21 protein-coding genes are annotated in these 19,056 nt (G+C 65.2%); 16 read left to right on the forward strand and 5 right to left on the reverse strand.

Annotated features, from left to right (window positions below):
- On the forward strand, positions 1-519 hold a 519-nt coding region (locus B3T59_RS22890; RefSeq protein ID WP_287005219.1), incomplete at its 5' end, for a GGDEF domain-containing protein.
- Between the two features lie 59 nt (positions 520-578).
- On the opposite strand, the gene B3T59_RS22895 is transcribed toward B3T59_RS22890, so the two are convergent.
- Entirely contained in the window at positions 579-1,046 is a 468-nt protein-coding gene (locus B3T59_RS22895) for a MarR family winged helix-turn-helix transcriptional regulator (protein ID WP_287005220.1), read from the reverse strand.
- 83 nt (positions 1,047-1,129) lie between these two features.
- Here B3T59_RS22895 and B3T59_RS22900 point away from each other — a divergent pair, with 83 nt between their 5' ends.
- A complete protein-coding gene (locus B3T59_RS22900; protein WP_287005221.1) occupies positions 1,130-2,197 on the forward strand; it encodes a substrate-binding domain-containing protein in 1,068 nt (355 codons plus the stop codon).
- Here the strand turns inward: B3T59_RS22900 and B3T59_RS22905 are convergent.
- The gene (locus B3T59_RS22905; protein WP_287005222.1) at positions 2,185-3,288 is read right to left on the reverse strand and encodes an AAA family ATPase; all 1,104 of its coding nucleotides are present in this window, start codon (positions 3,286-3,288) and stop codon (positions 2,185-2,187) included. The genes B3T59_RS22900 and B3T59_RS22905 overlap by 13 nt on opposite strands.
- Positions 3,289-3,575: 287 nt before the next feature.
- Between B3T59_RS22905 and B3T59_RS22910 the strand changes: the two genes are divergently transcribed.
- Positions 3,576-4,613, forward strand: a complete 1,038-nt coding sequence (locus B3T59_RS22910; protein WP_251723822.1) for an aliphatic amidase — start codon at positions 3,576-3,578, stop codon at positions 4,611-4,613.
- A 27-nt stretch (positions 4,614-4,640) separates the two neighbouring features.
- On the opposite strand, the gene B3T59_RS22915 is transcribed toward B3T59_RS22910, so the two are convergent.
- Positions 4,641-5,123: a type II toxin-antitoxin system VapB family antitoxin gene (locus B3T59_RS22915; RefSeq protein WP_064863417.1), complete on the reverse strand. Its 483-nt coding sequence runs from the start codon at positions 5,121-5,123 to the stop codon at positions 4,641-4,643.
- 252 nt (positions 5,124-5,375) lie between these two features.
- Here B3T59_RS22915 and hrcA point away from each other — a divergent pair, with 252 nt between their 5' ends.
- The 4 genes from hrcA (at position 5,376) to B3T59_RS22935 (ending at position 9,236) form a co-directional block, all read left to right on the forward strand.
- Positions 5,376-6,410 (forward strand): heat-inducible transcriptional repressor HrcA, encoded by a 1,035-nt coding sequence (hrcA, locus tag B3T59_RS22920; protein WP_064863400.1) that lies wholly within the window; start codon positions 5,376-5,378, stop codon positions 6,408-6,410.
- A gap of 93 nt (positions 6,411-6,503) precedes the next feature.
- Entirely contained in the window at positions 6,504-7,649 is a 1,146-nt protein-coding gene (gene dnaJ / locus B3T59_RS22925; protein WP_287005223.1) for a molecular chaperone DnaJ, read from the forward strand.
- Positions 7,650-7,704: 55 nt separating this feature from the next.
- Positions 7,705-8,454: a 16S rRNA (uracil(1498)-N(3))-methyltransferase gene (locus B3T59_RS22930; RefSeq protein WP_064863402.1), complete on the forward strand. Its 750-nt coding sequence runs from the start codon at positions 7,705-7,707 to the stop codon at positions 8,452-8,454.
- Positions 8,455-8,465: 11 nt separating this feature from the next.
- Entirely contained in the window at positions 8,466-9,236 is a 771-nt protein-coding gene (locus tag B3T59_RS22935) for an alpha/beta hydrolase family protein (protein ID WP_287005230.1), read from the forward strand.
- Positions 9,237-9,249: 13 nt separating this feature from the next.
- On the opposite strand, the gene B3T59_RS22940 is transcribed toward B3T59_RS22935, so the two are convergent.
- On the reverse strand, positions 9,250-9,636 hold the full coding sequence (locus B3T59_RS22940; protein ID WP_064863419.1) for a winged helix-turn-helix transcriptional regulator: 387 nt from the start codon (positions 9,634-9,636) through the stop codon (positions 9,250-9,252).
- Between the two features lie 161 nt (positions 9,637-9,797).
- Between B3T59_RS22940 and B3T59_RS22945 the strand changes: the two genes are divergently transcribed.
- Positions 9,798-10,709, forward strand: coding sequence for a zinc-binding dehydrogenase (locus tag B3T59_RS22945; RefSeq protein ID WP_287005224.1), 912 nt, complete (start codon positions 9,798-9,800; stop codon positions 10,707-10,709).
- Between the two features lie 76 nt (positions 10,710-10,785).
- Here B3T59_RS22945 and B3T59_RS22950 read toward each other — a convergent pair whose 3' ends face one another.
- Complete coding sequence (locus B3T59_RS22950) at positions 10,786-11,214, reverse strand: nuclear transport factor 2 family protein (RefSeq protein ID WP_064863404.1); 429 nt, start codon at positions 11,212-11,214, stop codon at positions 10,786-10,788.
- A gap of 227 nt (positions 11,215-11,441) precedes the next feature.
- Between B3T59_RS22950 and B3T59_RS22955 the strand changes: the two genes are divergently transcribed.
- The 8 genes from B3T59_RS22955 to B3T59_RS22990 all read left to right on the forward strand — a co-directional run.
- The gene (locus B3T59_RS22955; protein WP_287005225.1) at positions 11,442-12,536 is read left to right on the forward strand and encodes a PhoH family protein; all 1,095 of its coding nucleotides are present in this window, start codon (positions 11,442-11,444) and stop codon (positions 12,534-12,536) included.
- Positions 12,533-13,126, forward strand: coding sequence for an rRNA maturation RNase YbeY (gene ybeY / locus B3T59_RS22960; protein ID WP_064863405.1), 594 nt, complete (start codon positions 12,533-12,535; stop codon positions 13,124-13,126). Before B3T59_RS22955 ends, ybeY begins: the two co-directional genes overlap by 4 nt.
- 2 nt (positions 13,127-13,128) lie before the next feature.
- Complete coding sequence (locus tag B3T59_RS22965) at positions 13,129-14,604, forward strand: hemolysin family protein (protein ID WP_287005231.1); 1,476 nt, start codon at positions 13,129-13,131, stop codon at positions 14,602-14,604.
- Positions 14,601-14,936: a hypothetical protein gene (locus B3T59_RS22970; RefSeq protein WP_064863407.1), complete on the forward strand. Its 336-nt coding sequence runs from the start codon at positions 14,601-14,603 to the stop codon at positions 14,934-14,936. Before B3T59_RS22965 ends, B3T59_RS22970 begins: the two co-directional genes overlap by 4 nt.
- Positions 14,933-15,847, forward strand: a complete 915-nt coding sequence (gene era, locus B3T59_RS22975) for a GTPase Era (protein ID WP_287005226.1) — start codon at positions 14,933-14,935, stop codon at positions 15,845-15,847. The genes B3T59_RS22970 and era overlap by 4 nt, the downstream gene beginning before the upstream one ends.
- A gap of 27 nt (positions 15,848-15,874) precedes the next feature.
- A complete protein-coding gene (locus tag B3T59_RS22980; RefSeq protein WP_287005227.1) occupies positions 15,875-17,509 on the forward strand; it encodes a YhgE/Pip domain-containing protein in 1,635 nt (544 codons plus the stop codon).
- Between the two features lie 48 nt (positions 17,510-17,557).
- The gene (recO, locus tag B3T59_RS22985) at positions 17,558-18,364 is read left to right on the forward strand and encodes a DNA repair protein RecO (RefSeq protein ID WP_039855844.1); all 807 of its coding nucleotides are present in this window, start codon (positions 17,558-17,560) and stop codon (positions 18,362-18,364) included.
- Positions 18,330-19,056, forward strand: a 727-nt coding sequence (locus tag B3T59_RS22990; protein ID WP_287005228.1) for an isoprenyl transferase, incomplete at its 3' end; no start/stop codon positions are given. The genes recO and B3T59_RS22990, both read left to right, overlap by 35 nt.

Raw genomic sequence — 19,056 nt, forward strand, 5'->3', positions numbered from 1 at the left:
ACCGACGCGCTGACCGGGCTGCTCAACAGACGCGCCCTCCACTCGCGGGCGGCCGATGTGCTTGACGGTTCCACTGGGTCGGATGGGGCTGTGCTCGCGGTATATCTCGTCGATCTCGACGATTTCAAGCGCGTGAACGACACCTACGGCCACGCGGTTGGTGACGCGGTCTTGAGCACGGTCGCCCGAGCGATCCAGGCGAAGTGCGACGACTCCGCACTCGTGGCGAGATTCGGTGGGGAAGAGTTCGTGATCGCCGAGGTGGTCGCCTCGAATGATGCGGCCATGGTCGGAGCCCGACGCCTCTCGGCGGCGGTGTCGCAGACCCCGTACGGGATCACGGCCAGTGTCGGCGCAGCAACCGTAGCGCTCGCCCGCGGCGGCGTCGGCACACCGGCAGCGCGGCGACTGGGCGACCTTATCGCAGTCGCCGATCGGGCGATGTACGAGGCGAAGCGGTCGGGTGGCAATGGCTGTCGTCACCACGCCCTCGACGGCACCCGATTTCCTCAGCGGTGACGCTACAGCCGGTGGATGGGCAGCGACGGTGACGCGTGATATCCGGGGCGGGCTGGCGCCTACCGCCCGCCGGCAGGCGCCGACACCGTGTCGAGAGCCGACACGAACCCCACGTAGCCCCGGGGGCCGAGGGCGTCAGCCACCGCACGCTCGGCGCGTGCCTCGGCTGCGAGCGCAGGCTCGATGGTCCGTGCGCCCCGCGCGCTCAGGTGGACCACGACGCGGCGCCGGTCGCTGGGGTCGGCGCGCCGGTACACCAGTCCGTTCGTGACGAGATGGTCGACGATGCGGGTGGCGGTGGCGGGGGGCACGACCGCCAACTGGGCGAGTTCGCTCATGATGTGGCCGCCGCCCGACGCGAGGACGGCGAGCACCCGCCACTGTTCATGCGTCAATCCGAGCGTCGACAGCGTCTCATCCAGCGATGTCTCGAGATTCCTCGCCGCCCGCAACAAGCGCGCGAGCAGGGGCAGTTCGACTGCGTTGTCGCGCAGCGTCGGTGTCTGCGGTGTAGTGTGAAGGCTCATCTGCGGGTCCCGTTCGTCGCCACGATGTGAACGCGGCGGTCGACCATCGCAGGGTGGACGATTGCGGATGTCGGAGGAGTCGGATGTCGCATCGCGAGTTGCCGGTCCGCATCGCCTATGTTGCCCCCCTGCAGGGCACCGCTGGGATCTTCGGCCCGTCGTGCGAGGCGTGCGGTGACCTTGCCGTCTTCGAATTGTGCAGTGGTGCAGGCATACTGGGGCGTCCAGTAGAACTCGTGGCGGTCGACGGTGGACGCGCTCCAGATGTCGTGGCCCGAGAGGTCGCGACACTGTGGCGCGCGGGAGCGATCGATGCCATCGTCGGGTGGCACATTTCCGCCGTGCGCAAGGAGATCCTTCGCCACGTCGGCGGTGAACTGCCGTATGTGTACGCGGCATTGCATGAGGGTGAGTTTCGCACACCCGGCCTGTTCATGACCGGAGAGGCGCCCGGGGCGCAGGTCCTGCCTGCCCTCGACTGGCTGCATGGACAACTCGGTGCGAGGACGTGGTGTGTCGTCGGCAACGACTACGTCTGGCCGAGGCAGATCGCCGCGCGGGCGGAGGCGCATCTCGACGGCGCCGGGATGTCGTATCGTGGCTCCGTTTTCGCGCCGCTGGGTACATCGGAGTTCACCAGGACTCTCGATTGGCTGGAGGCCCGTGGACCCGATGCGGTACTCGTGCTGCTCGTCGGCGATGACGCGGTCCGGTTCGGTAGAGCGTTCGCGCGCAGAGGTCTCGACGAGATCATGGTGCGGTTCAGTCCGATCCTCGAGGAGAACCAGGTCCTCGGCATGGGGCCGAGCGCGACTGCCAACATGTATTCTGCCGCAGGTTATTTCGACACTCTCGCCACAGCGGAGACGATGGATTTCGCCGGTCGGTACCACCGCCTGCACGGTGTTGACGCGCCGTCGCTCAATAGCATCGGCCAGTCGTGTTACGAGGGCATCAATGTCCTCGCCGAACTGGCCGGACGCGCTGGTTCGCTCGCCGTTCCCGCACTCGAGGCAGTCGCACACGGGCTGAGGATCGAAGGCGCGCGAGGTGTTCTTCGGCTCGGCTCCGGAGACACGGACCAGGACGTGTACCTGGCTGCGGCGCGACACCTCGATCTCGACGTGCTCGAGCGGATTCACGTCGCCTGACCGTTCGTCGCCTGACCGTTCGTCGTCAGACCGTTGCCGCCCGTGCTGGTGTGCAGTACGAGTGGCCCCGTCTCGGGATCGTGACGCACGATGATGTCGGCGATCGACGCATGCAGCTCGAGTCGGATGACCCGCTTGAGGTTGCGAGCGCCGTAGACCCGATCGAAGCCCGCGGTGATGAGGTGTGCTCGCACGGAATCGTCGTACTCCCACCGTATTCCGCGGGCGTGCAGGTTCGCGGTCAATCTGGTCAGTTCGAGGTCGACGATGAGTCCGGCGTTGCGTTCGTCGAGCGGCGCGAACCGGACCACCTCGTCGAATCTGTTGTAGAGCTCGGGGTCGAAGAACTCCTCCACGGCCCGGTCGACGATGTCGTCGTCGGATTGGGCTGTCGGCGATCCGCCGAGGCGGCGCGGTAGGAGGCGTTGCGGGAGGAGTCTGCGAATCGGCGTCTCCGTGCGCGAACGGCTGTTCGCGGCGAGTTCTGCCGAGCCGAGGTTCGAGGTGAGCAGCACGATCGCATTGCGGAAATCGATCATCGACGTGCCCGCGGTGAGGCGCAGTGTCCCGCTGTCGAGGATCTGCAACAGCGAACGCAGGACGGTCGTGTGAGCTTTCTCGACCTCGTCGAACAATACAATTCCCGGACGAGAAAGGTTGCCCTCCACCAGTTCTCGGTCGAACAGGGTGAACTGCTCCTTCGCGCCCGCATACCCCGGCGGTGCGCCGGACAGCGATGCCGCGTAGTGCTCCTGGGCCAGTGTGTTCATGTCGATTCGACACAGTTTGTCCGGATCTCCCGCGATCTCCGCAGCGAGGCGTCGGGCGAGTTCTGTCTTTCCGACACCGGTCGGTCCGACGAACAGCAGCGAGGCAATCGGGCGGTGTGGGTCTCGAATCCCCGCGGCGGCGATGGTCAGGCCGCGGACCACCGAATCGATGGCGTGGTCCTGTCCGATGATCGATCCACGCAGCGCAGCGGACAGCTGCTCCGGCGAACTGGCGCGACCCATCCGGAACGATCGCGCACGACCAGCGGTCAGGTGACCGGAGTTGAGGTCATCGACCTTCTGAGACAGGTAACCCGACACTGTGTAACCCTTCCGTGGCTCCGGCTGTAGAGCCGGCTGTAGATACCGACACCGTCGTCGATCCTCGACCTTGCCGTGTGTTCTGCTTCCGAATGAAAGCAGGAATATCGACGTCGCGCTCGGTTGCCAAGCCAGTCTTGTGCACCCGAAGCGCGAGAGATTCTGTCGAATAATGATATTCATACATCCGCGCAATCGCTCCGTAACGCAGTCGCCTCTAGCCTCGACGTGATAGTACTTCCATTCGGAATAATAATGACGACGGCCGCGGGGCCAGAGGAGACAGCATGCGACACGGAGACATCTCATCGAGTCCGGACACGGTCGGCGTCGCGGTGGTGAACTACAAGATGCCGCGCCTGCACACCAAAGCCGAGGTGCTCGACAATGCACAGAAGATCGCCGACATGGTGGTCGGCATGAAGACAGGTCTACCCGGCATGGACCTCGTCGTGTTCCCCGAATACTCGACGATGGGGATCATGTACGACAACGACGAGATGTACGAGACCGCCGCGACGATCCCCGGTGACGAGACCGACATCTTTGCCAAGGCCTGCCGCGATGCGCGCACCTGGGGCGTCTTCTCGATCACCGGTGAACGCCACGAGGAACATCCGAACAAGCCGCCGTACAACACCCTGGTCTTGATCAACGACGACGGCGAGATAGTCCAGAAGTACCGCAAGATCCTGCCGTGGACGCCGATCGAGGGGTGGTACCCCGGCGGTCAGACATATGTCACCGATGGACCGAAGGGTATGAAGATCTCGCTGATCATCTGCGACGACGGCAACTACCCCGAGATCTGGCGCGACTGCGCGATGAAGGGCGCCGAGCTGATCGTGCGTCCGCAGGGCTACATGTATCCCGCCAAGGATCAGCAGGTACTGATGGCCAAGGCGATGGCATGGGCCAACAACTGCTACGTCGCGGTGGCGAACGCCACCGGATGGGACGGCGTCTACACCTACTTCGGGCACAGCTCGATCATCGGATTCGACGGCAGGACTCTCGGCGAGTGCGGCGAGGAGGACTACGGCATCCAGTATGCGCAGCTGTCGTTGTCGACGATCCGCGATGCCCGTAAGTACGACCAGTCGCAGAACCACCTGTTCAAGCTGCTCCACCGCGGTTACACCGGCGTGCTCGCAGGCGGCGACGGAGACAAGGGAGTGGCCGACTGTCCGTTCGACTTCTACAAGAACTGGGTGAACGACGCCGAGGCAACGCAAGCGGCCGTCGAGGCGATCACCCGGGACACCGTCGGTGTCGCCGAATGCCCTGTCTACGATCTGCCGACAGAGAAGACCATGGAGGTGTGATGCCGCGCTGAGGGCCTCGGGCGACCCTCACCAACCCCGCGGATTGGGCGGTGCCGACCAGCCGGTGCTGCGACCACTGCGGCGGTGCGCGCCACCCTGCGCGGATGAATTACGCGCAGGGTGGTCGACGGGCCGGATCGGGCGGTCCGTGGTCGGGATCTCGGCAGTGTCGTCGAGTTGCTCTTCAAGGGGCAGCGCGCCGGCGGAGAGATCGTAGGAGTCGAGATCGAGCAGACGCGCGTGGATGATGTGCCGATTCCGCAGCGCCGAGCGCACCGCGCGGTGTAGTCCGTCCTCGAGGTAGAGCTCGCCCTGCCACCGCACGACGTGGGAGAAGAGGTCGCCGTAGAACGTCGAATCCTCGCTGAGAAGCTTGTCCAGTGCGAGCACCGTGGTGACCGTGACGAGCTCGTCCAGGCGCAGCTGGCGAGGGGGGATCTTCGCCCAGCCGCGCACGGACAAATTGTGATCGGGGTAGGGCTTTCCCTCGCGTACACCCTTGAAGATCATCCCGGCGCTCTCTCTGTCATTCCTCGGGCCGCGTCGTCTGCGATGACGGTGCGTGCCGCGATCCATCGGATCGACGTCGGTCGTCACCTAGGATGGATACGACCAACTGTATTGGCCAGACGATGTTGCCCCCAGACGGTGACGGTTCGAGACGGTGATGGCTCGAGACGATTCCGCCGGTCCGGGCCGTCGTGGACCGAGTGTATTTGTCCGACCGTAGTGGAGAGTAGGCCCCGAGGAGGTGCGGCGAAGGTGTCGGCGACCGACGATCGACGATTCGAGGTGCTGCGAGCCATCGTGACCGATTACGTGGACACGCAGGAGCCGATCGGTTCGAAGGCACTGGTGGAACGCCATCACCTCGGGGTATCGAGCGCTACGGTGCGCAACGACATGGCGGTGCTCGAGGCCGAGGGATACATTGCGCAGCCACACACCAGTTCCGGTCGGGTCCCGACGGACAAGGGCTACCGCATGTTCGTCGACCGGATCAGCGAGATCAAGCCGCTCTCGGCGGCGGAACGTCGCGCGATCCTGTCGGTGCTCGACCGCGGCGTCGATCTCGACGACGTCCTGCGCCGTTCGGTCCGCCTGCTGGCGCAACTAACCCGGCAGGTGGCCGTGATCCAATATCCGGTGCTCTCCACGGCGACCGTGCGCCACCTGGAGGTGGTCACGCTCTCGCCGTCGCGTCTGCTGCTCGTCGTCATCACCGACACCGGCCGCGTCGAGCAGCGCATGGTCGCTCTCGGCGACGATCGGTCGGAGGACGAGATCGCCCGGCTCCGCGACATGTTCTCGGCAGCGCTGCACGGCAAACGACTCGAGGAGGCCTCGGCTGCCGTCGCCGAGTTGGCCAACGAAGCGCCCGACGACATCCGGGACGAGGTCATCAGGGTGGCCACCGTGCTCGTCGAAACTCTCGTCGAGCGTGGAGTCGACCGCCTGGTGCTCGGCGGAACGTCGAACCTCGCGCGGTCGGCCGCCGACTTCGCCGTGCTCAACGGCGGGATGGACACGGTTCTCGAAGCGCTCGAAGAGCAGGTCGTGGTGCTCAAACTGCTGGCAACCACGCAGCGTATGGGCAGGGTCACAGTGCAGATCGGCGAGGAGACCCAGGCGGAGAACCTGCGTGGAACGTCTGTGGTGTCCACAGGGTACGGTGCTTCGGGAACGATTTTCGGCAGTGTCGGCGTGGTTGGCCCGACCCGCATGGACTATCCGGGAACAATCGCCTCGGTCGCAGCCGTTGCGAAGTACGTGGGAGAGGTCCTCTCCGAGCGCTGACCTGCGCCGAATCGCCTGTAGGACCCCCCACCTGCAGGATCACTGACACACACGGGATCACTGACATACATATAGAGGACCAGGACGACAAGCGTGGCAACTGACTACTACGGAATCCTGGGCGTGGCGAAGGGCGCCAGCGACCAGGAGATCAAGCGGGCCTACCGCAAGAAGGCTCGTGAACTGCACCCCGACGTGAATCCCAATGAGGAGGAGCGCTTCAAAGAGGTCACCACCGCCTATGAGGTGCTCAGTGACCCGGAGAAGCGACGCATCGTCGACGCGGGTGGCGATCCGCTCGCCGGCCCTGGTGCTGGTGGATTCGCCGGAGGTTTCGGTGGCGGCGGTCTCGGCGACGTGTTCGAAGCGTTCTTCGGGGGTGGCGCCGGGTTCGGCGGTGGTCGTGGACCGAAGGGGCGTGTACAACCCGGCGAGCCGGCACTCGTGTCGGTGGAACTCACACTCGAGGAGTGCGCGTCCGGGGTCAACAAGGAGATCACCGTCGACACGGCGATCCTGTGCGACGTGTGCCACGGCTCGGGAACCAATGGCGACTCGAAGCCGGTGACCTGCGACATCTGTAAGGGTGCTGGCGAGATCCAGGCGGTGCAACGCTCGATTCTGGGTCAGGTCATGACCGTCCGCGAATGCCCGACCTGCCACGGAACGGGCGAGGTCATCCCTGATCCGTGCCACAAGTGCGGCGGCGATGGCCGCGTGCGTTCGCGACGCACCATGACCGTGCGCATCCCCGCAGGTATCGAGAGCGGTATGCGCGTCCGCCTGGCAGGTCAGGGCGAGGTCGGCATGGGTGGCGGACCCGCAGGCGACCTGTACGTCGAGGTCTCCGAGCGTCCGCACGACGTCTTCATTCGCGACAAGGACGACCTGCACTGCACGCTGCGCGTGCCCATGGCCGACGCCGCGCTCGGTGCCGAGTTCACCGTCGAATCGATCCTCGGCGACGACATCACCGTCGCCATCGAGCCGGGTACTCAACCCGGCCAGGTGGTCAAGGTCCGCGGGCAGGGTATGCCGCATGTCAACAGTGGTGTGCGCGGCACGCTGCACGTGCATCTCGACGTGCATGTACCGACCAGGCTCGACGCCGGACAGTCGGCGGCGCTCTCGGCGTTTCGCGAGACGTCGGGCGAGCAGATCGATCTGGTCACCACCACGGCTGCCGCGGCACCGGGCGGGCTGTTCTCGCGGCTGCGCAACGCCTTCGCCGGACGCTGACAGGTCACAGCGGAGTGGCACGCCGAGTGGATCGTGAATTGAAAGGTCGACGTCGGTGAGTCCTCCGTTGTTCTGGGTCGACGAGGTGCCTCGCGTGGGCGGTGAGGTCGTGGTCGCCGGCAACGAGGGACGTCACGCCGTGACCGTCACGCGCCTCGGCGTCGGCGAACAACTCCTCGTCGGGGATGGCCGGGGTTCTGTCGCCGACTGCGCGGTCGAGGCGATCCGGTCGAAAGACACGCTTGTTGCGCGCGCTCACGGGTACACGTTCATCGACCGGCCGCGCCCGACAGTCACGGTGATCCAGGCGCTCCCGAAAGGCGAGCGCTCTGAGCTCGCCGTCGACCTCGCGACGGAGGCGGGTGCGGATCGCATCGTGCCCTGGCAGTCCGCGCGATGCGTTGCGCGATGGACTGGCAAGGCGGACAAGGGAATTGCGAAGTGGAAGGCCGCGGCGTCCGCGGCGGCAAAGCAGAGTCGGCGTCCGTGGATTCCCGACATCGGTGAACTGGCGACGACGACGGATGTGCGTGCGATCTGCGCTGAGGTCGCCGCGGACGATGGTGTGGTCGCGGTGCTGCACGAGGACGGAGCCGTGCCGCTGCGGTCGCTACCGCTGGCAGGTGCCTCCCAGATCGCCCTCGTAGTGGGGCCTGAGGGTGGACTCGACGACGCCGAGATCGCCGATCTGACCGCGCTGGGGGCGACGTCGGTGGTCCTGGGGCCACAGGTGCTGCGTACGTCGGCCGCCGCCGCTGTCGCACTGGGAGCAATCGGCGTGCTCACCGATCGGTGGGAGCGGTGAAGCGCTGCGCGGTGCACCGCTCGAAGATCGCGTACGGCGGTGAGCCCTCGCAGTTCGGTCACCTCTACCACGTGGCGAGCCCCGACGACCGTCCGGACCGGATGCGCCCGGTGGTCCTCGTACACGGCGGCTACTGGACCACAGAGTTCAGCCTGACCATCGAATCGGCGATCGCGCGACAGTACGCGGAGCGGGGCGCACTGGTGTGGAACGTCGAGTATCGACGCATCGGTGAGACGGGTGCCGGATGGCCCGCCACGGGAACCGACGTCCGATCCGCGATCGAGGCGCTCGATACCGAGATTCCCGACGCACTCGAACCCGACCTGCGGGCGTGTGTCGACTGGACCGATGTGGCTGTAGTCGGGCACTCCGCCGGTGGTCAACTCGCGCTCTGGTCGGTCGCGCAACTGCGAGCGAAGACGGCGGCGACGACGATCACCACGGTCGTCGCGCAGGCAGCGGCACTGGATCTCGTAGGTGCAGGTCGTGCCGCGCGACCCTCGGTCGAGGGCCTGATGGGAGGGCCGTACGACGCCACGCCCGAACGCTACCGGCAGGCCTCGCCGATCGAACAGGAGCCGTTCGACGCGCACGTCGTCGCGATTCACGGCACGCTCGACACCGCGATCCCCGTCGACGTCAGTCGGCACTACGTCGAAACAGTCTGTGCGCGTGGGCAATCCGCCGAACTCATCGTGGTGCCGGACGAGGGACACGACGCCTTCGTCGATCCCCGGAGCGTCTGCAATCGGCAGACGCTGCGAACTCTGGGCATCTGAGGGTATCCAACCTTCACTGCATGTCGCTGTCTGCTGCCGCGTCGTACGAGTGACGGGCTATCTCGATCCGTTCGATGTTCTCGTAGGCCCAGACGCGTACGCGCACCACTACGTCAGACAGTGAAATTCCCAGCGCGGTAAGTGAATACGTGACCTGTGGTGGCGTCGTGGGTGCAACGGCGCGGTCGACGAGGCCGTCACGCTCGAGTCCGCGGAGCGTCTGTGTGAGCATCCGCTGGCTGATTCCCTCGACGGCTCGCTGCAGTTCGCGGAAGCGATGAGGGCGCTGGGACAACGCGTACAGAACAAGCAGAGTCCACTTGTCACCCAGTCGGTAGACGACCTGGCGGGTCGGACATGCCTCCGCGAGCAGGTCGTAGCCGGTGAGCCCTGTTGCCATCGCTGATTCTTTCGCGACCACTTTGCTTCGCCCTCTCGCCGCTGTCGGCATCAGTGGTTACCAAATAGTGCCTACTTACTATTTCATACCATGCCTGTCATCGTAAAAGGACGAATCAATCGTGCATCCGGGCGCGATACGACGAGACGAGGGGACAGACGATGCGAGCGTTGATCAGCGATGACGCGGGATCGGTGACGATCGGTTATGTCGAGGAACCCACTCATGGCCAGCGGCAGGCGTTGATCGAGGTGCAAGCCATATCGATAAATCGAGGAGAGACGTTCCTGTTGGAGGCGCCAGCACCCCGCTGGCGTCCCGGAAAGGACATAGCGGGAGTCGTCATCGAATCTGCGGCGGACGGGAGTGGTCCCGCAGCGGGTACGAGGGTCGTGGCGCACGTCGGCGAAGCAGGCTGGGCAGACCTGGTCGCAGTCGACACTGACCGCATGGTCGCTCTACCCGACGGGGTGTCCGTCGAAGTGGCTGCCGCGCTCCCGCTCGCGGGGTTGACCGCATTGCGCCTCGGTCGCGCGGCGGGGTTGGCTCCCGGCACATCGCTCCTAGTCACCGGTGCCAGCGGAGGCGTCGGCCACTACCTCGCTGAGATCGCGGCTGGTTGCGGTGCACTGATGACCGCGGTGGTCGCGTCGACGGCGCGCGGCGGACGACTGCGTGAGTTCGGCGCAACCACGCTGCTCGACCTCGAGGACGCCCGCAGCGGATTCGACGTCGGGCTCGACTCGGTCGGCGGCAACTCGCTCGGCAAGTTGCGGCGTCGCGTGACACCGGAAGGACGGGTCATCTGGTTCGGCCAGGCGAGCCGGGAACCGGCGACGCTCGACTTCTTCGACTGGGTCAACGGTACGGTCGGCGCGCCTGTCATCTCGTTCGACTACACGGCGAGCGACCGGCCGATCGGCCGGGATCTGGCCACACTGGTCGGGCTGGTCGGCGGCGGGCGACTGCATCCGGTTCTCGATGAGGTGCGGACGATCGCCGATGCTGCCGAATCCATCGCCGCATTGCGCGAACGTCGCATCGTGGGAAACCTCGTGTTGAAGTGGGGCTGAGGTGACCACCACGACAAACTCGTCGACCGAGAACACCGGCTCTTGTGTTCACAAGGCGTTGTTCTTGTGACGCTCGTCATCCGTAAAAAGGCTTGCCGAACGCCGACACCGACCAGACCTCGACGATCCGACCCTCGCGCACACGAAGGATGTCTGTGCCACTGATCCGAATCTCGGGGTGTTCAGCATCAGCGGGGATCACTGCCAGGTACGGCCGGGCGACGTGGTAGCTCTCGTCGCCGTCGACCGACACAACTGCAGGCCCCTCAGCCTGGTAGTGGATGCCAGGGCGGTCTGCTCGGAAAGCCGCTACGTGGTCGGTGAACGTGTCGGCGTCGGAGATCTGGTTGATTTCCTCCGCTCCGACCTGCGCATATCGCAGCACGAATGTCGGTGCCATCAGATCCGCTGCGTGGAGCTCACCGTTCCAGAATTGGGCCCAGCGGTCGTAGAGGGCGATTCCGGCGGCGGTGTCGGTGACGTTGGGGGTGACACTGGTGGGCATAGGTGCTCCTCGATAGTCGATGAAGTAAAACGAGACCACAGCGTCTCTGGATGAACAGGCGTCTGGTGGAAGAACCTCGCCATCGCAAACGCTACTCGTGGGGTATGACAGGACCGGCTCCGCGGAATAATGCCTGCTGATCCACTATCGGGGCGCGATAGACTGGTAGCGGATACAGTCCCGTTTGTATCCCCGATTCTCGATCGAACCCAGGAGTGATTGCATACGTGAGTGACGGCACCCCCGACGTGAACGCGCCGAACAGCGGAACATCAGGGGGCAGACCTGTGGTCACCTCCAACGTGGAAATCTCTCCCGAGGTGGTCTTCGGTCTGCTCGGGGCCAGTGACATCAACCTGCGCACCCTGGAGAAACTGCTCCCCGCCGACATCCATGTCCGCGGCAACCAGGTGACGCTCAGCGGTCAGCAGGCCGACGTCGCGGCGTCGGAAAGAGTTGTCGCCGAACTGGCCGACCTGGTGGGACGCGGAACCCCGCTGACCCCTGACCTCGTGCGCCACAGCGTGTCCATGTTGAGCGAGGGATCGGCGGAGTCGCCTGCTGAGGTGTTGTCACTCGACATCATCTCCCGCCGCGGAAAGACGATCCGCCCCAAGACGCTCAATCAGAAGAAGTACGTCGACGCCATCGACAACAACACGATCGTGTTCGGCCTCGGACCAGCAGGAACGGGCAAGACGTATCTGGCGATGGCCAAGGCCGTGCAGGCGCTGCAGGGCAAAGCGGTCAACCGCATCATCCTCACTCGCCCCGCTGTCGAGGCGGGGGAGCGACTCGGCTTTCTTCCGGGAACGCTCAGCGAGAAGATCGACCCGTACCTGCGGCCCCTGTACGACGCCCTGCACGACATGATCGATCCGGAGTCGATACCGAAACTGATGGCGGCGGGCGTCATCGAGGTCGCGCCTCTCGCATACATGCGTGGACGGACGTTGAATGACGCCTTCATCATCCTCGACGAGGCGCAGAACACCACGAGCGAGCAGATGAAGATGTTCCTGACCCGTCTCGGATTCGGATCGAAAGTTGTTGTCACCGGCGATGTCACGCAGGTCGACCTTCCCGGCGGAGCACAGAGCGGCCTCAACGCCGCGACACGCATTCTCGAGGGCATCGACGACATCCACTTCTCGCACCTGAACAGCTCCGACGTCGTGCGTCATCGACTTGTGGCCGACATCGTCGACGCGTACGGCCGCGACGACGAGGCACACCGTTCGTCGGGTCGATTGCGTGACGCGGGCGTGCAAGGCGGCAATAGTGCGGCTCGACGCGCCGCCGGAGGGGGACGACGCTCATGAGTATCGAACTCGCCAACGAGTCGGGCGTCGAGGCCCCGGCGGAACTGATCATCGGTGCGGCACGGTTCGCCGTGGGCGCGATGGATGTCAATCCGGCAGCCGAGCTCTCGCTGCTGTTGGTCGACGAGGACACGATGGCCGACATGCACGTCCAGTGGATGGATCTGCCCGGGCCGACCGACGTCATGAGCTTCCCGATGGACGAACTCGTCCCCGGCGGCCGCCCGGACGCCGCGGAACCCGGTCCGGCGATCCTCGGCGACATCGTGATCTGTCCCGCTTTCGCGAAGCGCCAAGCCAAAGAGGCACGACGCTCCTTCGACCACGAACTCGCAATGCTCACGATCCACGGTGTCCTGCACCTCCTCGGCTACGACCACGCCGAGCCGGAGGAGGAGAAGGAGATGTTCGGGCTGCAGAACAGCATCCTCGAAGAGTTCTACGCCGAACGTCACCGTATAGCGCAGGTACAGCGTCAGTCCGACCGTGACACCAAACTGTTGACCAACATCGGTTTCTCTGACATCGCGTCGGTCGACGCGGCTCCCGACGTCCCCGACCCGGGACACACCCCGCCCAAGGACACGTGACCTTGTCGCAAGACATCTGGTTCCTCATCGTCGCTCTCCTCTTGCTCGCTGCCGCAGGTTTGTTCGCGGCCGTCGACACCGCCGTGTCGACGGTGTCGATCGCTCGTGTCGAAGACATGGTCAAAGAGCAGCGCGCCGGAGCGCGCAGGCTCGTCTCGGTGCTCGACGCGCGCGCCACCTACGTCGGTCTCGCCGTGTTCCTGCGCGTCGCCTGCGAGACGGCGTCGGTTGCACTCGCCGCCGTCGCGGCGGTCGATGCGCTCGGGGTCGGGTGGGGGCTGGTCGTCACGATCGCGGGCATGACCGTGCTCTCCTATATCGCGGCAGGTGTCGGACCTCGCACGCTGGGCAGGCAACACGCCTACAGTGTCGCGCTGGCCTCTGCGGTGTTCCTGCAGGCGCTCGGTGTGCTGCTGACACCGGTCACCCGACTTCTCATCCTCATCGGCAACGCATTGACCCCCGGACGCGGATACCGCAACGGTCCGTTCGCCACCGAGGTCGAGTTGCGCGAGGTCGTCGACCTCGCGGAGGCAAGCGGTGTGGTGGCGGCAGATGAGCGCCGGATGATCCAATCCGTCTTCGACCTCGGCGACACCAATGCCCGTGAGGTGATGGTCCCGCGCACCGAGATGATCTGGATCGAAGACGACAAGACCGTTGCGCAGGCGCTGAATCTCGCACTGCGGTCCGGACATTCGCGCATACCCGTGATCGGCGAGAACCCCGACGACGTGCTCGGGGTGCTCTATCTCAAAGACCTCGCGTCGACACTGAATGCGGGAGAACCGATCACGGTCATCCGGGCGCGAGATCTCATGCGTCCGGCCGAGTTCATGCCCGACTCGAAGCCACTCGACAAGGTGCTCGCAGACATGCAGCGCACCCGCAACCACATGGCGCTCCTGGTCGACGAGTATGGCGGCATAGCAGGCCTGGTCACCATCGAGGACGTGCTCGAGGAGATCGTCGGTGAGATCACCGACGAGTACGACACCGACGAGGTCTCCCCCATCGAAGATCTCGGCGATGGCAGCATTCGGGTGTCGGCACGACTGCCCGTCGAGGATCTCGGCGAACTCTTCGACATCGAGATCGACGACGATGAGGTCGAAACCGTCGGCGGACTCGTCGGGCTGGAGTTGGGCCGCGTGCCGCTGCCGGGTGCCGACGTCGAATCCCACGGGCTGCGGCTTGTTGCAGAGGGAGGCCCCAATCATCAAGGGCGCCAACGCATCACTACTGTGTTGGTGACCAAGTTGCCGTCTGCGGACGATGACGATGCAGACGTGGCGTCGCGCGATGACGACGACTCACGACGTGATCGACGCAGCGGTGACGCCCGCTCGGACTCCGACGCAGGCACGCTCCGTCGAGTGCGTGACGCCGACGCCGACACCGATGGGGAATACTCAGAGCGGAACGGCTCGGACCGCGGCACGTCGGTTCACGCACGCAACGGCAAGGATCACAGGTGACCCAGACACTCGACGACGAGGACAACAAACTCGTCGTGCTCGCCAGGGGAGCGCGCGCCCGCGCAGAGACCGCATCGGGTGCGGCGGTTCGCGACGGTGACGGACGGACCTACGCCGGAGCCGACGTCGAGACGCGCTCGCTGCAGTTGACAGGTCTTCAGGTCGCGCTCGCAACGGCACTCGGCAGCGGAGCGGGCGAGTTCGAGGCCGCCGTCGTCGTCGGCGGCCGAGCAGACGATCCCGGGCTGGCAACCCTGCACGAGATCAGCCCGTCGGCGCCTCTGATCGTCGCCGATCCAAGCGGCGCCGTCGTCGATCGCGTCGAGTCATGAGCGACGAATTCCGCTCAGGATTCGTCTGTTTCGTCGGCAGGCCCAACACGGGGAAGTCGACGCTGACGAACGCCCTCGTCGGCGAGAAGATCGCGATCACGTCGAATCGTCCGCAGACCACTCGGCACACCATTCGCGGAATCGTGAACCGGCCAGACGCGCAGTTGATCATCGTCGACACGCCTGGCCTGCATCGACCGCGTACGCTGCTCGGGCAGCGACTCAACGATCTCGTCCGCGACACCTACTCGGAGGTCGACGTGATCGGGATCTGCATCCCGGCCGACGAGGCGATCGGTCCCGGTGACCGTTGGATCGTGTCGCAGGTGCGACAGATGGCGCCCAAGACGACGGTGCTCGGCGTCGTGACGAAGATCGACCGCGTCACGCCGGACAAGGTCGCGGCCCAACTGCTCGCACTGAGTGAGCTGCTCGGCAGCGAGTCAGAGGTCGTGCCGGTGTCGGCGACCAGCGGCGCGCAGCTCGACGTTCTCACAGACGTTCTCGTCTCGCTGATGGAACCGGGCCCCGCGTTCTATCCCGACGGCGAGCTGACCGACGAACCCGAGCAGGTCCTGATGGCGGAGTTCATCCGCGAGGCCGCCCTCGAGGGTGTGCACGATGAGTTGCCGCACTCGCTGGCGGTCGTGATCGAGGAGGTCATCCCGCGCGAGGACCGACACCCCGATCAGGCACCGATGGTCGACGTCCACGCGATTCTCTACGTGGAGCGCGACAGCCAGAAGGGCATCATCATCGGACACAAGGGTTCGCGTCTGAAGCAGGTTGGCACCACCGCTCGGGCGCAGATCGAAAATCTGCTCGGCGTGAAGGTCTACCTGGATCTACACGTGAAAGTGGCAAAGGACTGGCAGCGAGACCCCAAACAGCTGGGACGAATGGGCTTCTGACGGCCGATCTCTTCAGGAGGTACGACGGTGGGCAAGCATGAGGGATCGGACGAAACGGCACCAGCCGACTCGGTCGATTCGACGCAGGACAGTCACGGTCAGAACAGTCACGGCGGAGGCACTCGCACCGACGAGAGTCGCACCGAGCAGACCGGCGCTGACGGCTACCCGCACGAGGAGCAGGCGGTCAGCACCATCTCCGAAGTGCTCGGTGCGCCCAAGTTCTGGCTCCTCCCGGTGTTGCTCGTCGTCGTCATCATGTCGTTCATGGCGGCGCTGTACATGGGCGCGATCGCCGATCCCGAACGCAATCTGCACGATTTCCCGATCGCCTTGTCCAACCAGGACAACGGCGGCGAGGTCCCCAACGCCGACGGCGGCACCGACAAACAGAATTACGGCGATCAGATAGCCAAGGGCATCATCGACGAGGCGGCGAAGAGTGGAATCGCGGTGCACAAGACCGACCGCACCACCGCGCTGAACGAGTTGAACACGGGCAAGGTCTACGGCGTCGTGATCATCAGCCCGAACTTCACCAACAAGGCTGTGGCACTTGGCCAATCGGCGGTACTGCAGGCCAAGCCCGAGAAGCTGCCGATCGACATCTACATCAATCGCGGGTCGGGAACCTTCGCCTCGGCTATCACGACGACATTCTCTGAGCGGGTGTCGACACAGGTCAACAAGCAGGTGGGCGACCAGCTCACTCAGTCGGTCAGAGAGCAACTCGCCAAGGCCGACGTACCGTTCAGCGGCGCAGCCCAGCTCGCGCTCTCGCAGCCGGTGGACGTGCAGACCGTCGAACCCAATCCGCTGCCCGAAGGCTCCGGAAACGGATTGTCGGCGTTCTACTACACACTGCTGCTGATTCTCGCCGGTTTCACCGGCGCGATGATGGTGAGCATCGTGGTCGACGCCGCGCTCGGCCAGACGCCCATCGAATTCGGCCCGTTCTACCAACTGCGTCTGCGACTGCCGATCTCGCGCTGGGGAACCCTCGCCGCCAAGTGGACGATCATGTTGCTGATCGCGTTCATCCAGTCGGCGCTCTACATCGGCGTCTGTACGGCGGTCGGGACCTCGTTACCGAACGCGTTTGTGTTGTGGACGTATTCGGTATTGGTGATCTTTGCCGTCGGTGTGTCGGCGGCGTCGGCGATGGCCGTCTTCGGAAACCCGGGTCTGATCTTGAATCTGGTGTTCTTCGTGATCCTCGGTCTGCCGTCGTCTGGCGGCACCGTGCCGCTGGAGGCCAGTCCACGACTGTTCGCCTGGATCGCGTCGGTCGAGCCGATGCATCTGGTGTACCTCGGTGTTCGCTCGATCCTGTACTTCGATGCCGACTGGGACGCCGGCCTCGGCCGGGCCGTGATCCAGACGATCATCGGATTGATCGTGGGCGGACTGCTCGGCTGGGCGGGAACCAAGTTCTACGACCACAAGGGCTGGCATCGCTTCCCTGGCGGCATGCGACTGACGCCGCGGATGGCCAAGATCTTCGACGGCGGAAGCGGCAGCCTCCCGACGATCACCACGCCTGCACCCCAGCACGTGGCCGGGGTCGCAGGCGCCAGCGCCCGCAAGCGAGAGGCGACGGCAGGCACTCATGTCGGCTCCCACGAGCGTGAGCCGGACGACTCCCGAAGTGGCAGTGGTTAGCGGCATGTCTCGGCGGGCCATGTCGGTCGCCGGTGGAACAATGGCACGGTGAGGTTCTACCAGGATGAAGCGGTTGTGCTGCGCCAGCACAAGCTCGGTGAGGCCGACCGCATCATCACGTTGCTGACCGCGGAGCACGGATTGGTGCGTGCGGTCGCCAAGGGAGTGCGACGGACGAGGTCGAAGTTCGGTGCCCGGTTGGAACCGTTCGCCCACGTCGACGTGCACCTCTATCCGGGACGCAACCTCGACGTCGTCACACAGGTCCATTCGATCCACGCGTTCGCCGACGCGATCGTCGCCGACTACGCCCGCTACACCACGGCGTGCGCCGTCCTCGAGACCGCGGAACGCCTTGCCGGTGAGGAACGTGCTCCCGCTGCGCAGTTGCACCGCCTCACCGTCGGTGCTCTCGAGGCGCTGGCAGATGATCGACGGCCGGGAGGGCTGATCCTCGACGCCTTTCTTCTCAGGGCAATGCACTGTGCAGGCTGGATGCCCGCGTTGGATGTGTGTGCACGCTGCGCTTCGCCTGGCCCGCATCGCGCGTTCCACGTCGCTGCCGGTGGTGCGGTGTGCCTGCACTGTCGTCCGCCGGGAGCCGCGACCCCGTCGCCCGGCGTCCTCGACCTCATGGACTCCTTGTACCGGGGGCAGTGGGAACACACCGCGGACGCGACCGAATCGCTACGACGTCAAGCCAGCGGATTGGTCGCCGCGCATCTGCAATGGCATCTCGAGCGCCAATTGCGCACCCTGCCGCTCATCGAACGCGCAACCCCTCATAGTCTGGTTTCACCGAACGTGAGAGGAGCCGGCGATGGCGCTACGGTCGCGGTCCGCGGCTCGGGATGAACGGGCAAAGCAAGCCGCAGCACAGGAACGACGCGCGGTTCGTCCACCCGACCCGCATCCGAGCGGTGCCACGCCGCCCGCACTGCCCGCCGAACTGATCCCACGCCACGTTGCGCTCGTGATGGATGGCAACGGCCGGTGGGCCACCGAGCGTGGACTGCCGCGCACCGAGGGGCACAAGCGTGGCGAGGCGGTCCTCATGGACACCGTCTGTGGCTGCATCGAGATGGGCGTGACGTGGTTGTCGGCCTACGCGTTCTCGACGGAGAACTGGTCGCGCAGCCCCGACGAGGTCCGGTTTCTGATGGGCTTCAACCGCGACGTGATCCGACGCCGTCGCGATGAGATGAACGAGATGGGCGTGCGCGTGCGCTGGGCCGGACGCCGACCACGGCTGTGGCGCAGCGTGATCAAAGAACTCGAAGTGGCCGAGGAACTGACCAGGGACAACACGGTCATGACCCTCACCATGTGCGTGAACTATGGCGGACGAGCCGAAATCGCCGATGCGGCAAAGGAGATCGCTCGACGCGCCGCGGCAGGTGAACTCGATCCCGAGCGGATCACCGAGGCGTCGTTCGCGAAGTATCTCGACGAGCCCGACATGCCCGACGTCGACCTGTTCCTGCGTCCGTCGGGGGAGCAGCGCATCTCGAACTTCCTGCTCTGGCAGTCGGCCTACGCCGAGATGG

The sequence above is a fragment of the Gordonia sp. UBA7860 genome (assembly GCF_002500165.1).
GTDB classification, from domain to species: domain Bacteria; phylum Actinomycetota; class Actinomycetes; order Mycobacteriales; family Mycobacteriaceae; genus Gordonia; species Gordonia sputi.